The 18,484-nt window shown below is 68.4% G+C and carries 15 protein-coding genes and 1 riboswitch; of the genes, 10 read left to right on the top strand and 5 right to left on the bottom strand.

Annotated features, from left to right (window positions below; translation table 11 throughout):
* Positions 1-35 precede the first annotated feature (35 nt).
* Positions 36-416, top strand: a complete 381-nt coding sequence (locus tag VZC37_RS06290; RefSeq protein WP_330431540.1) for an SHOCT domain-containing protein — start codon at positions 36-38, stop codon at positions 414-416.
* A 382-nt stretch (positions 417-798) separates the two neighbouring features.
* Here VZC37_RS06290 and VZC37_RS06285 read toward each other — a convergent pair whose 3' ends face one another.
* The 3 genes from VZC37_RS06285 to thiC all read right to left on the bottom strand — a co-directional run bounded on the left by VZC37_RS06285 (position 799) and on the right by thiC (position 4,223).
* Positions 799-1,602, bottom strand: coding sequence for an HAD-IIA family hydrolase (locus VZC37_RS06285; protein ID WP_330431539.1), 804 nt, complete (start codon positions 1,600-1,602; stop codon positions 799-801).
* 75 nt (positions 1,603-1,677) lie between these two features.
* On the bottom strand, positions 1,678-2,532 hold the full coding sequence (gene thiD / locus VZC37_RS06280) for a bifunctional hydroxymethylpyrimidine kinase/phosphomethylpyrimidine kinase (protein WP_330431538.1): 855 nt from the start codon (positions 2,530-2,532) through the stop codon (positions 1,678-1,680).
* Entirely contained in the window at positions 2,529-4,223 is a 1,695-nt protein-coding gene (gene thiC, locus VZC37_RS06275; protein WP_330431537.1) for a phosphomethylpyrimidine synthase ThiC, read from the bottom strand. Before thiC ends, thiD begins: the two co-directional genes overlap by 4 nt.
* Positions 4,216-4,330: riboswitch (TPP riboswitch) on the bottom strand. (Overlaps the previous gene by 8 nt.)
* 190 nt (positions 4,331-4,520) lie before the next feature.
* On the opposite strand from thiC, the gene VZC37_RS06270 reads away from it, so the two are divergent.
* The 6 genes from VZC37_RS06270 to VZC37_RS06245 all read left to right on the top strand — a co-directional run bounded on the left by VZC37_RS06270 (position 4,521) and on the right by VZC37_RS06245 (position 10,024).
* Positions 4,521-4,868, top strand: coding sequence for a GNAT family N-acetyltransferase (locus VZC37_RS06270; RefSeq protein WP_330431536.1), 348 nt, complete (start codon positions 4,521-4,523; stop codon positions 4,866-4,868).
* A 210-nt stretch (positions 4,869-5,078) separates the two neighbouring features.
* A complete protein-coding gene (locus VZC37_RS06265; protein ID WP_330431535.1) occupies positions 5,079-5,834 on the top strand; it encodes a siderophore-interacting protein in 756 nt (251 codons plus the stop codon).
* Positions 5,835-6,025: 191 nt separating this feature from the next.
* On the top strand, positions 6,026-7,012 hold the full coding sequence (locus VZC37_RS06260) for a FecCD family ABC transporter permease (RefSeq protein WP_330431534.1): 987 nt from the start codon (positions 6,026-6,028) through the stop codon (positions 7,010-7,012).
* Entirely contained in the window at positions 7,009-8,097 is a 1,089-nt protein-coding gene (locus VZC37_RS06255; protein ID WP_330431533.1) for a FecCD family ABC transporter permease, read from the top strand. Before VZC37_RS06260 ends, VZC37_RS06255 begins: the two co-directional genes overlap by 4 nt.
* Positions 8,094-9,035: an ABC transporter ATP-binding protein gene (locus VZC37_RS06250; RefSeq protein WP_431309327.1), complete on the top strand. Its 942-nt coding sequence runs from the start codon at positions 8,094-8,096 to the stop codon at positions 9,033-9,035. The genes VZC37_RS06255 and VZC37_RS06250 overlap by 4 nt, the downstream gene beginning before the upstream one ends.
* Positions 9,032-10,024 (top strand): ABC transporter substrate-binding protein, encoded by a 993-nt coding sequence (locus VZC37_RS06245; RefSeq protein ID WP_330431532.1) that lies wholly within the window; start codon positions 9,032-9,034, stop codon positions 10,022-10,024. Before VZC37_RS06250 ends, VZC37_RS06245 begins: the two co-directional genes overlap by 4 nt.
* Before the next feature lie 149 nt (positions 10,025-10,173).
* Here the strand turns inward: VZC37_RS06245 and VZC37_RS06240 are convergent, their stop codons facing one another.
* Complete coding sequence (locus VZC37_RS06240) at positions 10,174-11,850, bottom strand: (2,3-dihydroxybenzoyl)adenylate synthase (protein WP_330431531.1); 1,677 nt, start codon at positions 11,848-11,850, stop codon at positions 10,174-10,176.
* Positions 11,843-12,055, bottom strand: coding sequence for a hypothetical protein (locus VZC37_RS06235; RefSeq protein WP_330431530.1), 213 nt, complete (start codon positions 12,053-12,055; stop codon positions 11,843-11,845). The genes VZC37_RS06240 and VZC37_RS06235 overlap by 8 nt, the downstream gene beginning before the upstream one ends.
* A 132-nt stretch (positions 12,056-12,187) precedes the next feature.
* On the opposite strand from VZC37_RS06235, the gene VZC37_RS06230 reads away from it, so the two are divergent.
* Genes VZC37_RS06230 through VZC37_RS06220 form a run of 3 tightly spaced genes read left to right on the top strand, consistent with a single transcriptional unit; the run spans position 12,188 to position 18,479 of the window.
* The gene (locus tag VZC37_RS06230; RefSeq protein WP_330431529.1) at positions 12,188-13,525 is read left to right on the top strand and encodes a salicylate synthase; all 1,338 of its coding nucleotides are present in this window, start codon (positions 12,188-12,190) and stop codon (positions 13,523-13,525) included.
* Positions 13,522-17,163, top strand: coding sequence for a non-ribosomal peptide synthetase (locus VZC37_RS06225; protein ID WP_330431528.1), 3,642 nt, complete (start codon positions 13,522-13,524; stop codon positions 17,161-17,163). Before VZC37_RS06230 ends, VZC37_RS06225 begins: the two co-directional genes overlap by 4 nt.
* Complete coding sequence (locus VZC37_RS06220; protein ID WP_330431527.1) at positions 17,160-18,479, top strand: SidA/IucD/PvdA family monooxygenase; 1,320 nt, start codon at positions 17,160-17,162, stop codon at positions 18,477-18,479. Before VZC37_RS06225 ends, VZC37_RS06220 begins: the two co-directional genes overlap by 4 nt.
* Positions 18,480-18,484 lie beyond the last annotated feature (5 nt).

The following is an 18,484-nucleotide window of genomic DNA, read 5'->3' as shown; positions in this document are numbered from 1 at the left end:
GCCGACCTACACAACCTGGCTAAGGAGTATGCCCGATGTGGGATTCGTTCTGGGACTTCATCTGGTACACGATCGTCATCTTCGCGTTCGTGGCCTACCTGATCGTCCTCTGGCACATCATCGTCGACCTCTTCCGTGACAAGTCGTCCGGCTGGGTCAAGGCCGTCTGGATCATCTTCCTGGTCCTCATCCCGTACATCACCGCCATCGTCTACCTGCTCGCCAAGGGACGCGGCATGGCCGAGCGGCAGAACGAGGCCGTCAAGGAGGCCAAGCAGGCCACCGACAGCTACATCCAGTCGGTCGCGACCCCGAAGAGCCCGGCCGAACAGATCGCCGACGCCAAGCAGCTTCTCGACTCCGGCACCATCACGCAGGACGAGTTCGACGCGCTGAAGAGCAAGGCGCTCAGCTGAGCTGATCGCCGACGGAACCCGGTTTCGCGCCGACGGCATCGCCGTTCGCGCCGACAGAACCCGGTTTTTCGCCGACAGCATCTGGTTTGGCGCCGACGGCATCGCGCCGGCATCGCCTTTCGCGCCGACAGAACCCGGTTTTTCGCCGACAGCATCGTCGTTCGCGCCGACGGCATGGCCTTTCGCGCCGACAGAACCCGGTTTTTCGCCGACAGCACCCGCTTCTTTGTGGAGGCGGGTGCTGTTTCTGTTGTGGGGCGGGTGCTGTCGACGAAAAACCGGGTTCTGTCGGCTACCGTGCTGGGCGCGTGGGTGGTGAGGTGACGGCGCTCTGGGTGCGAAACGTAGGTGAGGTTGCGGGGTGCCGGGCGCGAAACGTAGGTCAGACTGCGAAGGGGTCGCCGGTGTGACCGACCAGGTCGGCAACACTGTCGATGACCCGGGTGGGGCGGTACGGGAACAACTCCACCGACGTCGGGGTCGAGATTCCGGACAGGACCAGGATGGTCTGCAGGCCGGCCTCCATCCCCGAGATGACGTCGGTGTCCATGCGATCGCCGATCATCAGCGTGTGCTCCGAATGCACCCCGATCTGGCGCAGCGCGGATCGCATCATCAACGGATTCGGCTTGCCCACGTAGTACGGTTCGCGGCCGGTGGCGCGGGTGATCAGCGCGGCGACCGCGCCGGTCGCCGGGAGTGATCCGGCCGCGGACGGGCCGGTGGCGTCCGGATTGGTGGCGATGAACCGTGATCCGAGCTCGACCAGGCGGATCGCGGTGGTGATCGCCTCGAAAGAGTAGGTCCGTGTCTCGCCGAGCACCACATAGTCCGGTGCCGAATCGGTGATCACATAGCCGATCTCGTGTAGCGCCGTGGTGAGCCCGGATTCCCCGACCACGTAGGCCGACCCGCCCGGGCGCTGCGACTGGAGGAAGCGGGCGGTGGCCAGCGCCGAGGTCCAGATCGCCTCCTCGGGAATGTCGAGGCCGGTGCGCAGCAGCCGGGCACGCAGGTCGCGCGGCGTGCGGATGGAGTTGTTGGTGAGCACGATGAACGGGATCTCGTTGTCGCGCAACTCCGAGAGAAACGTGTCTGCTCCCGGGATCAGGTGGTCTTCGCGGACGAGAACGCCATCCATGTCCATGAGATAGTTCCAGCCCGCGGTCTCCTCTGCGCCATCCATGCCCGAATTATCGACCCGCAGTCCGACGAGGAGGTGAAAACTCGGCGAATCCATGGAACTCGGCCGCGGCTGCACTCACCCCTTGTGTACACGCCACAACGGGTTGACCGGACCGTGGCCGGCCCCCAGCGGGTAGGCCGCCTCGAGCCCTCGGGTCACCCAGCTCTTGGCGAAGCCGATCGCCTCGGGCACCGAATGGCCGTGTGCGAGCGCGCAGGTGGTCGCGGCGGCCAGGGTGTCGCCGGCGCCGTGATCGTGGGTGGTGTCGATGCGTGGATGGTCGAACTCGTGGAAGTTCTCGCCGTCGAACAACAGATCGGGACTGTGCGTCGACGACCGCAGGTGCCCGCCTTTGACGAGCGCCCAGCGTGCCCCGAGGGCGTGCAGCGAACGGGCCGCGGCACGCTGGGTCTGCTGGTCGACGACCTGGATGCCCGTGATCAGAGCGACCTCGTCGAGATTCGGGGTGACCACCGTGGCGAGCGGGATCAACGCAGACCGCAACGTGTCCAGTGCCTCCGTCGCCAACAGCGGATCACCGTGCATCGACGCGCAGACCGGGTCGACGACGAGGGGCACCGACCCCGCGCCGCCGATCCCGAGTCCGACACACTCCTTGGCCACCGCCTCGATGATCGGCGCCGACGCCAGCATCCCCGTCTTCGCGGCACCGACACCGATGTCGGTGACCACGCTGCGCATCTGCGCGGCCACCGTCTCCGGCTCGATCTCCTGAAAACCCTGGACGCCGAGCGAGTTCTGCACGGTCACCGCGGTGACCGCCACACAGCCGTGCAGTCCCAGCAGCGCGAAGGTCCGCATGTCGGCCTGGATGCCGGCACCCCCGCCGGAATCGGAACCGGCGATGGTGAGCACGCGCCGCGGTGTGGCACCCGGTTCGGCGGTGGGTAGGCGGAGATCGTCGGTCATCGTGTGGGCGACCCTCCTGCAGTGGCAGTGGCGGTGGTGGCCTCCAACGGAAGATAGACGCGGTTGCCGTGCTCGGCGAACTCCGCCGACTTCGCGGCCATCTCCTCGGCGATCTTGCGGTCGATGTCCTCGGCGGTCACCAGGCCGTTCTCCTCGGCGTAGGTCCGGACGTCGTGCGAGATGCGCATCGAACAGAACTTCGGCCCGCACATCGAGCAGAAGTGGGCGGTTTTCGCCGGTTCGGCGGGCATCGTCTCGTCGTGGTACTCCCGCGCGGTGTCCGGGTCGAGAGCGAGATTGAACTGGTCGGTCCACCGGAACTCGAAGCGCGCCTTGGACAATGCGTCGTCACGTTCCTGCGCACCCGGATGCCCCTTGGCGAGATCCGCCGAGTGTGCGGCGATCTTGTAGGTGATAACACCGACCTTGACGTCGTCGCGATTGGGAAGTCCCAGATGCTCTTTGGGAGTCACGTAGCACAGCATCGCGGTGCCGGCCTGCGCGATCATCGCGGCACCGATCGCCGACGTGATGTGGTCATAGGCCGGCGCGATGTCGGTGGCCAGGGGGCCGAGAGTGTAGAACGGGGCCTCCTCGCACAGTTCTTCTTCCAGGCGCACGTTCTCCGCGATCTTGTGCATCGGAACGTGCCCCGGGCCCTCGATCATCACCTGCACGCCATGCGATTTGGCGATCTTCGTCAGTTCTCCGAGCGTGCGGAGCTCGGCGAACTGCGCCTCGTCGTTGGCGTCGGCGATCGACCCCGGGCGGAGGCCGTCACCGAGCGAGAAGGTGATGTCGTAGCGCGCGAAGATCTCGCACAGCTCCTCGTAATGGGTGTAGAGGAACGACTCCTGATGGTGCGCCAGACACCATGCCGCCATGATGGACCCGCCGCGCGAGACGATGCCGGTGACGCGTCGGGCGGCCAGCGGCACATAACGCAGCAGGACACCGGCGTGCACCGTCATGTAGTCGACACCCTGTTCGGCCTGCTCGATCACGGTGTCGCGGTAGATCTCCCACGTCAGTTTGGTGGGATCGCCGTTGACTTTCTCCAGCGCCTGATAGATCGGCACCGTGCCAACCGGGACCGGGGAGTTCCGCATGATCCACTCCCGGGTCATGTGGATGTCCTTGCCGGTGGACAGATCCATGATGGTGTCGGCACCCCAGCGGGTGGCCCACACCATCTTCTCCACCTCCTCGGCGATCGAGCTGGTGACGGCCGAGTTGCCGATGTTCGCGTTGACCTTCACCGCGAATCGCTTGCCGATGATCATCGGCTCCGATTCGGGGTGACGGTGATTGGCCGGGATCACCGCCCGGCCCGCCGCGACCTCCTCGCGGACGAGGTCGACGTCGACACCCTCGCGAGCGGCGATGTACCGCATCTCATCGGTGACGACCCCGGCGCGCGCCCACGCCAGCTGCGTCGATGCGCCGTCGATCGGTTCGGGCCGGTGCCATGCATCCCGTGTCGGCGGCAGCCCCGCCTCGACGTCGATGGTCGCGGTCGCGTCGGTGTACGGACCGGACGTGTCGTAGACGTCGAGATGCTCGCCGTTGGTCAGGTGGATGCGTCGCGCCGGGATACGGAGATGGTCGATCTCTCGGTAGTGCTTGCTGCTTCCCTCGATCGGCCCCTGGGTGACCGTCGAGACGGCAGTTTCGGATACACGTGTTCCCATGATTGCGACTCCCTACGCCGGCATTACCCGGACAGGTTCGGGCGGTCGACGACCGCCTGTCGCCATCTCAGCCCCCGGTGATCGTGGGAGCCCCCGCGCTGTTCAATTTGTCGACCACGGAGGGTGCCGTGGTCGAACCCAACCCTACGACGTCGCGGCGTCGGGGGCCGGGCAGGGTCGGCGGCGCGGCGACCTACGCCTGCGTAAGGTAGGCTGTGACACGAATCACAAACGACCGTCACCGCTGCCGGAAGGGGAGCTTCGGCAACGGCGATCTGTAGTGCGCAGGAGGGGATCATGCAGCGGAAACATCGACATCGGCCACCGCAGTCCGCGCAGGCCATCCTGCAGCAGATTGCTCAGGTCGTCCACAATCCCGACCGGGATCGATTCGAACTGTGGGTCGCCGGCGACTTGGTCGGCGTCCTGGGCTACAGCAGGGAGACGGTCGGCGGGACGTCGACCATCACGATCCTTCACACGGTGCTCTACGACGAGTACACCGGGCACGGTCTCGGCACCCGCCTGATGGTCGGTGCGATCGGGTACGTGCGGGATCAGGGTGCCCGGTTGCGGCCGGTGTGCTCGTTCACGAAGTCCTACCTCGATGCGCATCCCGGGATCGTGGCTTTGGCGCCTGCCTAGGGTGCTGGGGGGTTTCGATACGCGCCGGCTCGCAAGCTCGCGCGGCGCTACTCAACCGGCGGGGAACGGCCGGCTCGCGGGGGGTTTCGATACGCGCCGGCTCGCAGGCTCGCGCGGCGCTACTCAACCGGCGGGGAGGCGGCCTTGCCCGCAGGCGAAGTTAGGCTACCCTGACAGAACGTGCTGCAGTCGAGGGAAGGCCGTTGTCGCATGGCGGAACAGACGAAGACCAAGTCGCGCGGGTGGCAGGGGGCGGTCCTCAAACTCCTCGGCGCCGACGACTACGAGATCACGGTGACCAGCAACGAGCCGGTCACCGACCACTACATCCGCCTGGGTTTCACCGGCGGTGGTCTGCTCACCGAGCGTCCGGTGCACCCCACGATGTGGATTCGCATCTGGTTCGAGAACAAGCACGGCAAGCTGCATCAGCGGGCCTACACGCTGGTCGACCCGGACCCGGCCACCGACACCTTCTTCCTCGAGTTCGCCATCCACGACGGCGCGGCCGCCCGGTGGGCGCAGGCCGCGCGGCCCGGCGACACCATCTCGTCGACGTTCATGGGCTCCAAGTTCGCGATCCCCGATCCGGCGCCGAAGGGCTGGCTGCTCGCCGGCGACATCGCGGCCCTGCCGGCGATCAACTCGCTGCTCGACGGGATCTCGGGCTCGGCCAATCCGTCGGCACCCGCGACCGTCTGGCTCGAATACGTCCACGAGTCCGACACGACACTGCCACTGCGGTTGCGCGATCAGGACACCATCAACTGGATCAAGCGTGACGGGTCGTCATTGTCGGATGCGGTGCGTGACGCGGCATTCGACGCCACCGACCACTTCGGATTCGTCGCCCTGGACATGACGAGCACCCGCGCGGTCACCGCGTCGTTGAAGAGCGATTACAAGCTCGGCAAGTCGGATGTGAAGTCACAGGCGTACTGGCGGGACAACGGTCCGGAGTCCTGACCGGCCGAACGGGTGAGCAGCCACCGAATCACGGCGTGGCGCGATCATTCGAACCCGCGTGTTTAAGGGTTCCCTAACCTATAGTGGGGGCCACGGTACCTCGACGACAGGCGACCCTGTTGACCACTGACACCGCGGTAACCCCGGCCGGGCCGGGTGCCCCTGCGCCATCTCCGTCGGGGTTGCGGTCCATGTCGCGACTCGCCGTGGTCGTGCTGCTCATCGCCACCGCGGTCGGCCTCACTTTCCTCGGATTCTTCGTCGGCTCCGGTGATTACACGGTCACCGACGCCTGGCGCGCCTTGTTCGGCGACGGCGACCCGACCACTCTCGAGGTCATCCGCAACAACCGCGTGCCACGTACGCTGCTCGCGGTCCTGGTCGGCGTCGCCCTCGGTGCGGCCGGCGCCATCATGCAGGGCCTGACCCGAAACCCGTTGGCGGACCCGGGCATTCTCGGCGTCAACTCGGGAGCATATTTCGCGATGGTCGTCGCCGCAGTCGCCTGGGATGTCAGCTCCACCGGCGGCTACATGGCGGCCGCGATGGTCGGCGCATTCCTGGCGGCGACCCTGGTGTACTTCGTCGGCTCGCGCGGCATCAGCGGCGCCAGCCCCGAGAAACTGGTGCTGACCGGTGTCGCGGCGGGCTCGATCTTCAGCGGTATCGGGTTCGGCCTGACGATGATCGATCCGAAGTCGTTCGACGCGATCCGCTCCTGGCAGGTCGGCACTCTCGACGGGCGGGACTGGTCGCAGGTGTCGGTGGTGTGGATCCCGATCGTCGTCGGAGCGCTCGCGGCGATGATACTGATCCCATATCTGAACGGTCTGGCGCTCGGCGACGACCGGGCCCGTGCACTCGGGGTGCCCGTGGGGCGGGTGCGGCTCGGTGGCTTCGTCGTCGTGACCGTGCTGTGCGGGGCGGCCACCGCGGCACTGGGGCCGATCACCTTCGTCGGACTCATGGTTCCGCACGTCGTGCGCATTCTCTTCGGGCCCGACAACCGCTGGCTGCTGCCGGTGTGCGTCGTGGTCGGACCGATCGTGATGGTCGGGTCGGATCTGCTGGCCCGCGTGCTGACCTCCAGCGAGTTGCCGGTCGGGATGGTGACCGCGTTCATCGGCGCGCCGGTTCTCATCGCGTTGGTCCGTCGGCAGCGCAGAGGTGAACAATGACGGTCCAGCAGCAGCGGCCGACCCCCACTCCGGCGCACTGGCCGCGCCGTATCAAGATGATCCGCACCCGGACGATCAGTGTCCGAGTGGATCTCGCCGCCGTGGTGATCGGGACCGCCCTCGTCGTCGTCGCCCTCGCGGTCGGGGTGTGGTCACTCGGCGTGAGCACCACCGACAGCCCGCGCCTCGGCATCGTCGACACCCTGAAGGTGCTGGCCGGCATGACATCCGGCGCGCCCGCCGACCTCGTCGCCGCCGCACTGCCCGCGGTGGTGATCGCGCTCGTCGGCGGGGCCGCGCTGGCATTGTCGGGCGCGATCTTCCAGACCATCACCCGCAATCCGCTGGGCAGCCCCGACATCATCGGTTTCACAACCGGCGCCTACACCGGGGCGCTGATCGCGATGCTCGTGCTCAACCTGGACTCCGCCGGGTCGACGGTGGGTGCGCTGATCGGGTCGCTGGCGACCGCCGTTGCCGTCTACTACCTCGGGATGCGTGGTGGTACAAGCGGTTACCGATTCGTGGTGGTCGGGATCGGCATCAACGCCATGCTGGTGGCGTTCAACGGCTACTTGATCGCGACCTCCAACGTGCAGAACGCCGCCGCCGCAGCCTCGTGGGGGATGGGCAGCCTGCACGACATCCGGATGTCAGACACCGTCCCGGTGATCATCGGACTGGTGATCCTGGTGCCCGCCCTGATCGTCGTCGCCCCGCGGATGCGGATGTTCGAGCTCGGCGCCGACTCCGCCCAGAGCAAGGGCGTCGACGTCGCGCGGACCCAGATGATGCTGCTCGTCCTGGGTGTCGGGTTCGCCGCCGTCATCACCGCCATCGCAGGTCCGATCGCCTTCGTCGCACTCGTTGCTCCGCAGTTGGCGGCGCGGATCTCGCCGAGCCCGGGAATTCCCCTGGTGACTTCCGCCGCGGTGGGTGCCGTGCTGCTCGTCAGCTGCGACGCGATCGCCCGCACCATCCTGGCGCCCGAGGTGCAGCTGCCGGTCGGCGTGGTCACCACGTCCATCGGTGGCGTCTATCTCCTGGGACTGCTCATCGCCCAGTCACGAAAGGCCAGGCCATGACCCCAAACCCAACCAGCGCCGACCCGAACACCACCGACCCGATGGGTACCGACGGGACACGCGCCGACCGCCTCACCGGAGCCGGCCTCGAGATCGGGTACGGCGATCGCACGATCATCGCCGACCTCGACGTGGTGATCCCGGACGCGTCGTTCACTGTGATCGTCGGACCGAACGCATGTGGCAAATCCACTCTGCTGCGGTCTCTTTCGAGACTGTTGACGCCACGCGGCGGTAGTGTGCTGCTCGACGGCAAGGATGTGAAGGGTTTCCGCGGCAAGGAGTTCGCCCGGGAGGTCGGGTTGCTGCCGCAGCAGTCCATCGCACCCGAGGGCATCACCATCATCGATCTGGTTTCGCGCGGCCGTTTCCCCTACCAGACGATGTTCCGGCAGTGGACCGACGAGGATCAGGCAGCGGTCGACTTCGCGCTGCAGGTCACCCGGTTGACCGATCTGTCGCAGCGCCCCGTGCACGCCCTGTCGGGTGGTCAGCGGCAACGTGTCTGGATCGCAATGGCGCTGGCCCAGCAGACCCCGATCCTGCTGCTCGACGAGCCCACCACGTATCTGGATCTCGCCCACCAGATCGAGGTCCTCGAGTTGTGCACGACCCTCAACCAGAGCGGGACCACCCTCGTCGCGGTGCTGCACGATCTCAACCAGGCAGCCCGGTACGCCAGTCACATCATCGCCATGCGTAGCGGTGACATCGTCGCCCAGGGCGCGCCGTCGGAGGTCATCACCGCCGATATGGTGCACCGGACCTTCGGGGTCCGGGCGCGGATCATCGACGACCCCGAGACCAACACCCCGTTGGTGATCCCGCTGGGCGACGGCGCGGTGTCGTTCGACGAAGTGCCCGGCGACACCGCCAACCTCCGGGCGTCCCCACAGTCGTCCGCGCAGACATCCACCACGACCGAGGAGATCCGATGACCGCTCATCTTCGTCGACTGTCCCGCGCGCTGGGGCTCGTCGTCGTTCTCGTGTTCGCACTGACCGCGTGCATCCAGTCGGACACGACCGAGAACACCGTGTACTCCCATCCGTCGGCGGAACCGGAGTTCGATCTTCCCGACAATCCGCGGGTGGTGGCGCTCGGGTGGTCCGACGGCGAGATCGCACTGAGCCTCGGGGTCAAGCCGGTCGCCATTTATGACTGGATGTCCTTCGGCGCCGAGAACAAGGGCGTCGGCGAGTGGGCGGCAGCGGAATTCGGCACCGACACCCCTGAGATCATCCCGGCGGCGAGCGCCGGCGAGTTCAACTACCAGCAGATCAGTGAGATGAACCCCGATCTCATCCTCAACGTGCGTGCCGCCGACGACTCCGCCGTGACGCAGAGCCTGCGCGAGATCGCACCGGTCGTCACCGCACCCGCGGGCACCCCGGACTACGCCATCAACTGGCAGTTGCAGACCCAACTCATCGCGGCCGCGCTGGGCAGGTCCGACGAAGGTGATGCGCAGATCGCCGAGACCACCGCCCTGCAGGACACGCTCCGCGAGCAGAACCCGGACTTCGCGGGCAAGACGTTCGTCTGGGGCGCCAAGTTCGGTGAGGCCTACGGCGCCTATCTGCCCGGTGACGCGCGGTTCGACACCGTCGCCGAACTGGGCTTCGTGCAGTTCCCGCCGGTCGCCGACCTCGATGCGCAAGGCTTCTTCGCCTCGGTGCCGGTCGAACGGGTCTCGGCCCTCGATTCGCAGGTGGCGGTGTTCGCCCCGATCGGGATGCCGTTGGCGCAGCTGCAGAACGACAACCTGATCAACTCGTTGCCGGTCGTCCGCGACGGGCGCGCGATCGAGCTCGCCGAGACCGACCCGATCGTGCAGGGGATGTCTGCCGGTACGCCCGCGTCGCTGCGGTTCGCACTCGAGCGGCTGACGCCGATGCTGGCCGAGGCGACGGCGCGGGTGCAGTAGCCCCCCGGGTCCCTGAGGAGGTCCGGAGCGCTAGCGGGGAGCCGTCCACCCGGTCCCTGAGGAGGTCCGGAGCGCTAGCGGAGGACCGTCACGAAGGGCCGCCCTTCGTGACCCTTCGAGACCCTTCGAGACGCTCGCAGGCTCGCTCCTCAGGGACCGAGGAGAGACGCCCGCATCGCCGCCTTGTCGATCTTGCCGACCGCGGTGACCGGCAGCGTCGGCACCACGACCAGCCGATCCGGCAACTTGAACGACGCGAGCCCCTTCTCCGTCAGGAAACCGCGGACGTCGGGCAATTCCAGCGGGCGGCCGGGCGGATGGTCGTGCGACAACACCACTGCGGCACAGATCTTTTCGCCCAGCGCCTCGTCGGGCAGGCCGATGACGGCCGCCGCGCGGATCGACGGGTGGGCGAGCAGGTTCTCCTCCACGTCGTCGGCGGCGACGTTCTCGCCGCCGCGGACGATGGTGTCCTTGATCCGTCCGGTGACGGCCAGATGTCCGGACGGCAACCGTCGCACGCGGTCACCGGAGCGGTAGTAGCCGTCGGCGGAGAACGAACGCGCGTTGTGTTCGGCCGCGCGGTAGTAGCCGCGGATGGTGTACGGCCCGCGCACCAGCAGCTCACCGTCCGTCCCGTCGGGGACGTCGGCACCGTGCTCGTCGACGACGCGCACCTCGTCGAACTCCGACATCGGGGCGCCCTGCACGGCGTGCACCAGGTCCCGCGGGTCGTCGAGGCGGGTGTAGCAGATCAGTCCCTCCGCCATGCCGAACACCTGCTGCACCACATCCCCGAGCGCTGCGTCGAGGGCGACCGCATCCGGCTCGGCCAGCTTGGCGCCGCCCACCTGCAGCAGCCGCAGACTGCTGATGTCGGCCGGCTCCCACTCGGTGGCCGCGCACCACACCTGCGCGAGCGCCGGAACCAGGGCGGTGACGGTGATTCGATACTGCTCGATCAGGTCGAACGTGTTGTCCGGGCTGGGGTTGTCGGTGAACACCACGTGACCACCGACCGCCATCATGCCCAGCATGCCGGGACAGCACAGCGGGAAGTTGTGCGCGCCGGGCAACGCCACCAGGTAGGTGTCCGCCGCGCTCAGTTCCGCGATCTCCGCCGAGCGGCGGGCGTTGAACGCGTAGTCGTTGTGGGTGCGGGCGATCAGCTTCGGCAGACCGGTGGTCCCACCCGAGATGAGGAACAGCGCCGGTGCTTCGGGATCGACGTCGTCCGCGTCGGGCAGGGTGACTGCGTCGGGGTCGGTGTCGGGCAGCGGACGGTACGGCCCGGGGTCGCCGGCGACGAAAACCTGCGCCACCGCGGGGACACGCTGCTGCAGTTCGGCGGCCAGCTCTCGATGGTCGTAGCCGCGGCGGCCGTCCTCGGTGACGTAGGCGACGGCACCGGCGCCGGCGGCGAGATGCGCGATCTCGCTGATCCGGTGCGCGGGCAGCGTCATGACCGGCACGACCCCCGCACGCAACAGTCCGAACAGCGTGATCACGAACTCGGCGGAGTTGTGTTGTTGCAGGATCACGCGCATGCCCGGGGCCAGGCCAGCGGCGGCGAACCCCGCGGCCCGACGTAGGGCGGCCGACCACAGGTCCGCATAGGACAACGTGCGGTGGTCGCCCCCGGTGTCGGTCACCGCGGGCGCGTCGGGCCGCGCGGTAGCGGCCTGCTCCAGCATGTGCCACAGGGGCCGGTCGTCGAAGATCCCGGCATCGCGGTACCGCTGCGCGGCGTCGTCGGGGTGCGGGGCGAAGCCGGCGAGCAGGTCGCCGACGGCCAGGTCGGCTGCGGTCTGCGGGGGCTCAGACATGAGGTTGCGGGGTGGCGGGCGGGGCCCAGCCGATGTCGACGACGCTCGGTTGTACGGGGGGCGGGGGCTCCTCGCGGTCGGCTATCAGCAGGCCCATCAGCAGGATGGTCACCACGAACGCCGAGATCACGGCCGCGATACCGGCGGCGGCGATGACGACGGGAACGTTCACCCGTCGCCACCACGACGAACCGCGTCGGCTCATGGGGGTATTCAAACACACGGGCGATGAGGCCAGCCTTACCGCAGGTGAGGGTGGGGCTCGGGGGCGATGTCGTTTAGGCTTGCCTAATCGGGGGTGTCCGATCTGTCGAGAGTCATGAGGAGGGGCCCGGTCATGTCGCTGACCATCGACACGACCGCGGGGACAGCGCACAGCGCCGAGTCGCGACCGGATGCGGCCGCACGCGTGTGCGCGGCCTGGGCGGCTTCCGGGGAGTTCGACGAGTACCTCGTCTACGAACGCGACAGTCGCTGGGTGTTCGCCGCGGGTGTTCGGGCCCGCGTGGTCCTCAACCATCACACGATCGATGTCACCGATGGTGACCGTCGGACCTCGACTTCGTGGACCGGTGATCCGGCCGCGGCGATCGCGCACGCCCTGGCAGAACTGTCCGGCCAGTGGCGCGTGTACGGGTGGGTGGCCTTCGACTTCTGCGCAGCACGGCACGACCTGTTCGGGCACGTCTCCGGCGACGCGCACCTCGCGCATCTGATCGTCCCGGAGTTCGAGGTCGTGGTCACCGACGACGGCATCGACACCGGGGACCTCGATCCGCGCCGAGCCGATCGGCTGCGTGCGATCGCTGACGCGGTCACCGGCCCGCCGCCTGCCACGCCGGTGGACGTCGGAGACGACGCCGACGACTATCGCGGCCGGGTCGCGCTCGCCGTCGACGAGATCGCCCGGGGCGAGTACCAGAAGGTGATCCTGTCGCGGCGGGTGGACATCGTCTTCGACGTGGACCTGCCGGCGACGTTCGTGCGTGGACGGGAGGCCAATGACCCGGCCCGCTCCTATCTGTTCCACATCGGTGAGCTGTCGGCAGCCGGCTTCAGCCCCGAGCTGGTAGTCGCCGCGGACACCGACGGCCGCGTCGTCACCGAACCCCTCGCCGGCACCCGCGCGGCGGGGCGCGGTGCGGACCTCGACGCCGCGGCCCGGGCGGAGCTGCTGACCGACCCGAAGGAGATCGCCGAACACGCGATGTCGGTCCGTGCCTGCTTCGACGAGATCTCGTCGGTGTCGATCCCGGGTACGACCGCCGTGCACGAGTACATGGCGATCCGGGAACGGGGGAGCGTGCAACACCTGGCCTCCACTGTCGGGGGTGACCTGTCGCCGGATGCCGGTGTGTGGCAAGCGCTGTCGGTGCTCTTCCCGTCCATCACGGCGTCGGGGATACCGAAGGCGCCTGCTCTTGACGCCATCTATCGCCTCGAGCCCGGTCGGCGCGGACTGTATTCCGGCGCCGTGCTGACCGCGTCCTCGGCGGGAGATCTCGAGGCGACGCTGGCGCTGCGGACCGTGTTCTCCGCCGGCGGCACGACGTGGCTGCGGGCGGGTGCCGGTGTCGTCGCGCAGTCGACCCCGGACCGCGAGTTCGAGGAGACCTGCGAGAAGTTGGGAAGCGTCGCGCCGCATGTGGTGCGACGCGGGGAAGGCGGCCGATGAGCGGATCGACGACGGCGCACGACGAGGTACGCGCGGCGATCGCGGACAGTCTCGGGCTGACACCCGAGGACATCGGCGACGACGCGGACCTCATCGCGTTGGGCCTCGACTCGATCCGCATGATGAAGATCGCCGGCGGCTGGCGCAAACGAGGTCATCGGCTCAACTTCGCCCAGTTGGCCGCCGAGCCCACGGTCGACGCGTGGGCGGCGATGCTCGACGCCACCGCCCCCACCGACGGAACCCCGAATCGCGCCGACGGAACCCAAGATCGCGCCGACGGAACCCAGGATCGCGCCGACGGAACCCAAGATCGCGCCGACGGAACCCAGAATCCCGCCGACGGAACCCAGAATCCCGCCGACGGAACCCAGAATCGCGCCGACAGAACCCAAGATCGCGCCGACGAACCGTTCCCGCTGGCACCCATGCAGCACGCGTACTGGATCGGTCGCACCGACGTCGCCGACCTCGGCGGAGTCGCCGCCCACCTCTACGTCGAGTTCGACGGGTCGGGACTCGATGCCGACCGGCTCCGCGACGCCACCCGTCGTCTCGTCGAGCGGCACCCGATGCTGCGGGCCCGATTCCACTCTGACGGCACCCAACAGGTGATGGCCCACCTCGATCACGATCCCTTCGCACTCAACGACTTCCGGAATCTGTCACCCGAGTCGGTCGACGACGCGCTGACCCGGGTTCGCGACACGAAGAGCCACCAGATGCTCGACGTCTCCGCCGGGCAGGTGTTCGACGTGACGTTGTCGCTACTACCCGAGGACCGTCATCGCCTGCACGTCGACGTCGACATGCTCGTCGCCGACGCGATGAGCTACCGCGTCCTGCTCGCCGACCTCGTCGCCCTGTACGACGGCGCGGTGCTGCCACGCATCGACATCACCTACCGCGACCACCTCGAACACCGTGCCGCACACCCCGATCCGTCCCGCGACACCGACCGCGCCTGGTGGGCCGACCGGCTCGACGACCTGCCCGCGGGACCCGTGCTGCCCGCCCGACCCGACCGGCCCGCGACCGACGGCGCGAACACCGTGGTCCGCCACCATCATTGGCTCGATGCCGCCGCCAAGCAGACCCTGCTCGCGGCTGCGCATGAGCGCGGTGTCACCCCCGCCATCGCGCTCGCGGCCGTGTTCGCCGCAACGATCGGCGGATGGTCGAGCGAGGATCGCTTCTTGCTCAACGTCCCACTGTTCCACCGTGAATCGACTCACCCCGACATCGACCGGGTGTCGGGGGACTTCAGCTCGTCGATCCTCATCGACGTCGACACCCGCCGCGACCGGTCGGTGCTCGACCTCGCGCGTTCGATGCAGGCGACGATGCACGCCAACGGTTCCCATTCCAGCTACGGCGCACTCGAGGTGCTCCGCGACCTCGGACGGCATCGCGGGGAACAGGTGCTCGCGCCGATCGTCTACACCAGTGCACTCGGCCTCGGTGAACTGTTCTCCGACGCGGTTCTCGAACGGCTCGGCGACCCCTCCTGGATCGTGTCGCAGGGTCCCCAGGTGACGCTCGACGCGCAGGTCACCGAGGTGCGCGGCGGCCTGCTGCTCAACTGGGATGTCCGGGCCTCCGCCTTTCCCGACGGTGTCGTGGAATCGATGTTCGCGCAATATATCTCGGCCATCGAGAAGCTCACCCAGGGCGACGCCGGGTGGCTGGGCACCGCAGCGCCGGCACTGCCCGCCGAGCAACAGGCGGTGCGTCGCCGCGTCAACGACACCGCCGCCCCCACCACCGGTCGGGTGCTGCACCAGGAGTTCTTCGCCAGAGCCGGCACCACTCCCGAGCGGACCGCGCTGATCTGGCGTGACGGCGCCATGAGTTACGGCGAGCTGTCCGAACGGGCTCTCGCGGTGGCCGGCGCGCTGCAGGCGGCAGGCGTGCGGCCCGGCGACGCCGTCGGCGTGCAGATCCCGAAGGGGCCCGACCAGGTCGTGGCCACCCTCGGGGTGTTCGCCACGGGAGCCATCTGGGTGCCGATCGGTCATGACCAGCCTGTCGCGCGGCGCGCGGCGATCCTCAGCACCGGTGACATTCGGATCGTGCTCGGCGCCGACGGTGCGCTCGACGATCTGCCGGACGGGGTCCGCGGGATCGACCTCGTACAGGCCGTGCGGTACTCGTCGCCGATGACCGAACCCGTGCTACCGCAACCGGAATCGGTCGCCTACATCCTGTTCACCTCCGGCTCCACCGGCACCCCCAAGGGCGTCGAGGTACCGCACCGCGCGGCGATGAACACCATCGACGACATCAACGACCGCTTCGACGTCGGCGAAGGGGACCGCTCACTGACGGTCGCCGCGCTCGAGTTCGACATCTCCGTCTACGACATCTTCGGCCTCTACAGCGCCGGTGGGGCGGTCATCGCCGTCGGCGCCGACGACGCGCGTGATCCGGCCGCATGGCTGGAACTCCTCCGGACTCACAACGCGTCGATCCTCACCTGCGTCCCCAGCGCCCTCGACATGCTGCTGACCGCGGCCGAAAGCGATGACCGCGGTCTCGGCGACTCGGTGCGGGCGACACTGCTCGGCGGCGACTGGGTCGGCGTCGACCTACCCCGGAGGTTGCACGCGCTCGCCCCGCACCCCCGATTCGCCGGCTTGGGCGGGGCCACCGAGATCGCCATCCACGGCACCGTCTGCGAGGTGACCGACCCACCGCCGCACTGGACGTCGGTACCGTTCGGCACACCGCTGCGCAACGTGGTGTGCCGCATAGTCGATTCGGCCGGCCGCGACTGCCCCGACTGGGTGACCGGTGAACTGTGGGTCGGTGGCGCGGGCGTCGCGCACGGCTACCGCAACGAGCCGCAACGCACGGCCGAACGATTCATCGACATCGACGGCCTCCGCTGGTACCGCACCGGAGACCTCGCGCGCTACTGGCCGGACGGCACCATCGAATTCCTCGGGCGCGCCGACCACCAGGTCAAGATCCGCGGATTCCGCGTCGAACTCGGCGAGGTCGAGGGCGCCTTGCGTTCGATCACCGGCGTCCGCACCGCGGTCGCGACGACCGTCACCGCCCCCGGCGGAACCCGCACTCTGGCCGCGGCGATCACCGCCGAGCCGGCCACTACAATCACATCGCTGACCGAGAAACTGCGGGAACTCCTGCCGGGCTACATGATTCCCGACATTATCGAGATACTGCCGGAACTCCCGTTGACCGGGAACGGCAAACTGGACCGCCGAGCAATCGCAACGGTCCTCGCCGGCGCAACCACCGTCAGCGAGCGTGCCGCTCCCGCAGGCGATCTCGAGCAGGCCCTACTCATGCTCGTCGCCGAGGTCCTCGGCATCGACGCCGACCGCGTCGGCGTGACCGACGACTTCTTCGCCATCGGAGGCGATTCCGTGCTCGCCACCACGCTCGTCGCGCGCACCCGGGAGTGGCTCGACGCCCCGCAGATCGGCGTTCGCGACATCTTCACCGAGCGCACCGTGCGCGACCTGGCCCGCCGGATCGACTCCACGGACGCGCAGCCCGGCCGGTTGGAACGCGTCGCGGCGCTGTATCTGGAGGTGGCGGCGATGGACGATGACGAGGTCGCCGCCGCGACCTCACGTGACCCCGACGACTCGCTGACGGGCACACGATGACCGCCAACTCCCCGCAGACCCTGCTCGTCGTCGGCGCCGGTCCGAAGGCCATCGCCGTGGCCGCGAAGGCGACAGTGATGCGCGACCTGGGTCTGCCCGCACCGCACGTGCGGGTCGTCGAGGCACATGCCGTCGGGGCGAACTGGCAGTCCATCGGCGGCTGGACCGACGGACGGCATCGGCTCGGCACCGGCCCCGAGAAGGACATCGGGTTCCCGTACCGCTCAACCGTCGCCGGCCGCACCGAACACAGCGAACTCAACGCCGAGATCAGCCGACGGATGCTGGCCTACAGCTGGATGTCGTTCCTCGTCGAGCACCAGACCTACGCCGAATGGGTCGACCGGGGCCGCCCGAGCCCGGCGCATCACGTCTGGGCGCGATACCTGCAATGGGTGGCCACCCGAATCGATCTCGACGTCGTGATCGGCCGGGTGACGGCAGTGTCCGCGGACGACGAGCAGTGGTTTCTCGAGGTCGCCGCCCCGGACGGCTCGGCTGAAGAGGTCATCGGCGACGCGCTGATGATCACCGGGCCCGGATCGAGCGAGGCCGCGCTGCTCGACGACGAACACGTGCTGTCCATCGCCGCGTTCTGGGACCGGGTGTCACGACGAGATCTGCCGGTCGCCTCGCGGGCCGCGGTGGTCGGTGGCGGCGAGACCGCCGGGTCGGCGCTGGACGAACTGGCCCGCCACGAGGTCATGTCGGTTTCGGTGATCTCCCCGGGTGCGACGATCTACACGCGCGGCGAGAGTTACTTCGAGAACGCCATGTTCAGCGATCCGACCGGGTGGGCGGCCATTTCGGCGGCCGAGCGGCGTGACGTCATCCGGCGCACCGATCGCGGCGTCTTCTCCGTCCGGGTCCAGGAGAACCTGCTCGGCGACGAACGGATTCATCACCTCCAGGGCCGGGTGGTGTCGGCGCGACGCGCCGGCGACGTGGTCGCGGTGACCCTGCACAACGACGGGCGGCCACCGCAGACCCTCACCTTCGACCTCGTCGTCGACGCCACCGGCGGACAACCACTGTGGTTCCTCGACCTGTTCACCGACGACGCCGCCGACCTGCTCGAACTCACCCTCGGATGGCCACCCACCCTGGAGAACATCGAGGCGGCCATCGGCCACGACCTCGCGGTCACCGGACTGACGCCGAAGCTGTACCTGCCCAACCTCGCCGGCTTCGCCCAGGGCCCGGGCTTCCCCAACCTCAGCTCACTGGGCGAACTCTCCAACCGCATCCTGCGCATCACCGAACGGCGGGGACGCGGCGCGCGTGCCGCCGCCGCACGTGAGGAGGGCGTGCGGTGACCGAA

The organism is Gordonia sesuvii (assembly GCF_036350415.1).
Lineage (GTDB): Bacteria > Actinomycetota > Actinomycetes > Mycobacteriales > Mycobacteriaceae > Gordonia > Gordonia sesuvii.
The sequence above is the reverse complement of the archived record's forward strand: the minus strand, read 5'-3'. Positions and strand labels throughout refer to the sequence as shown.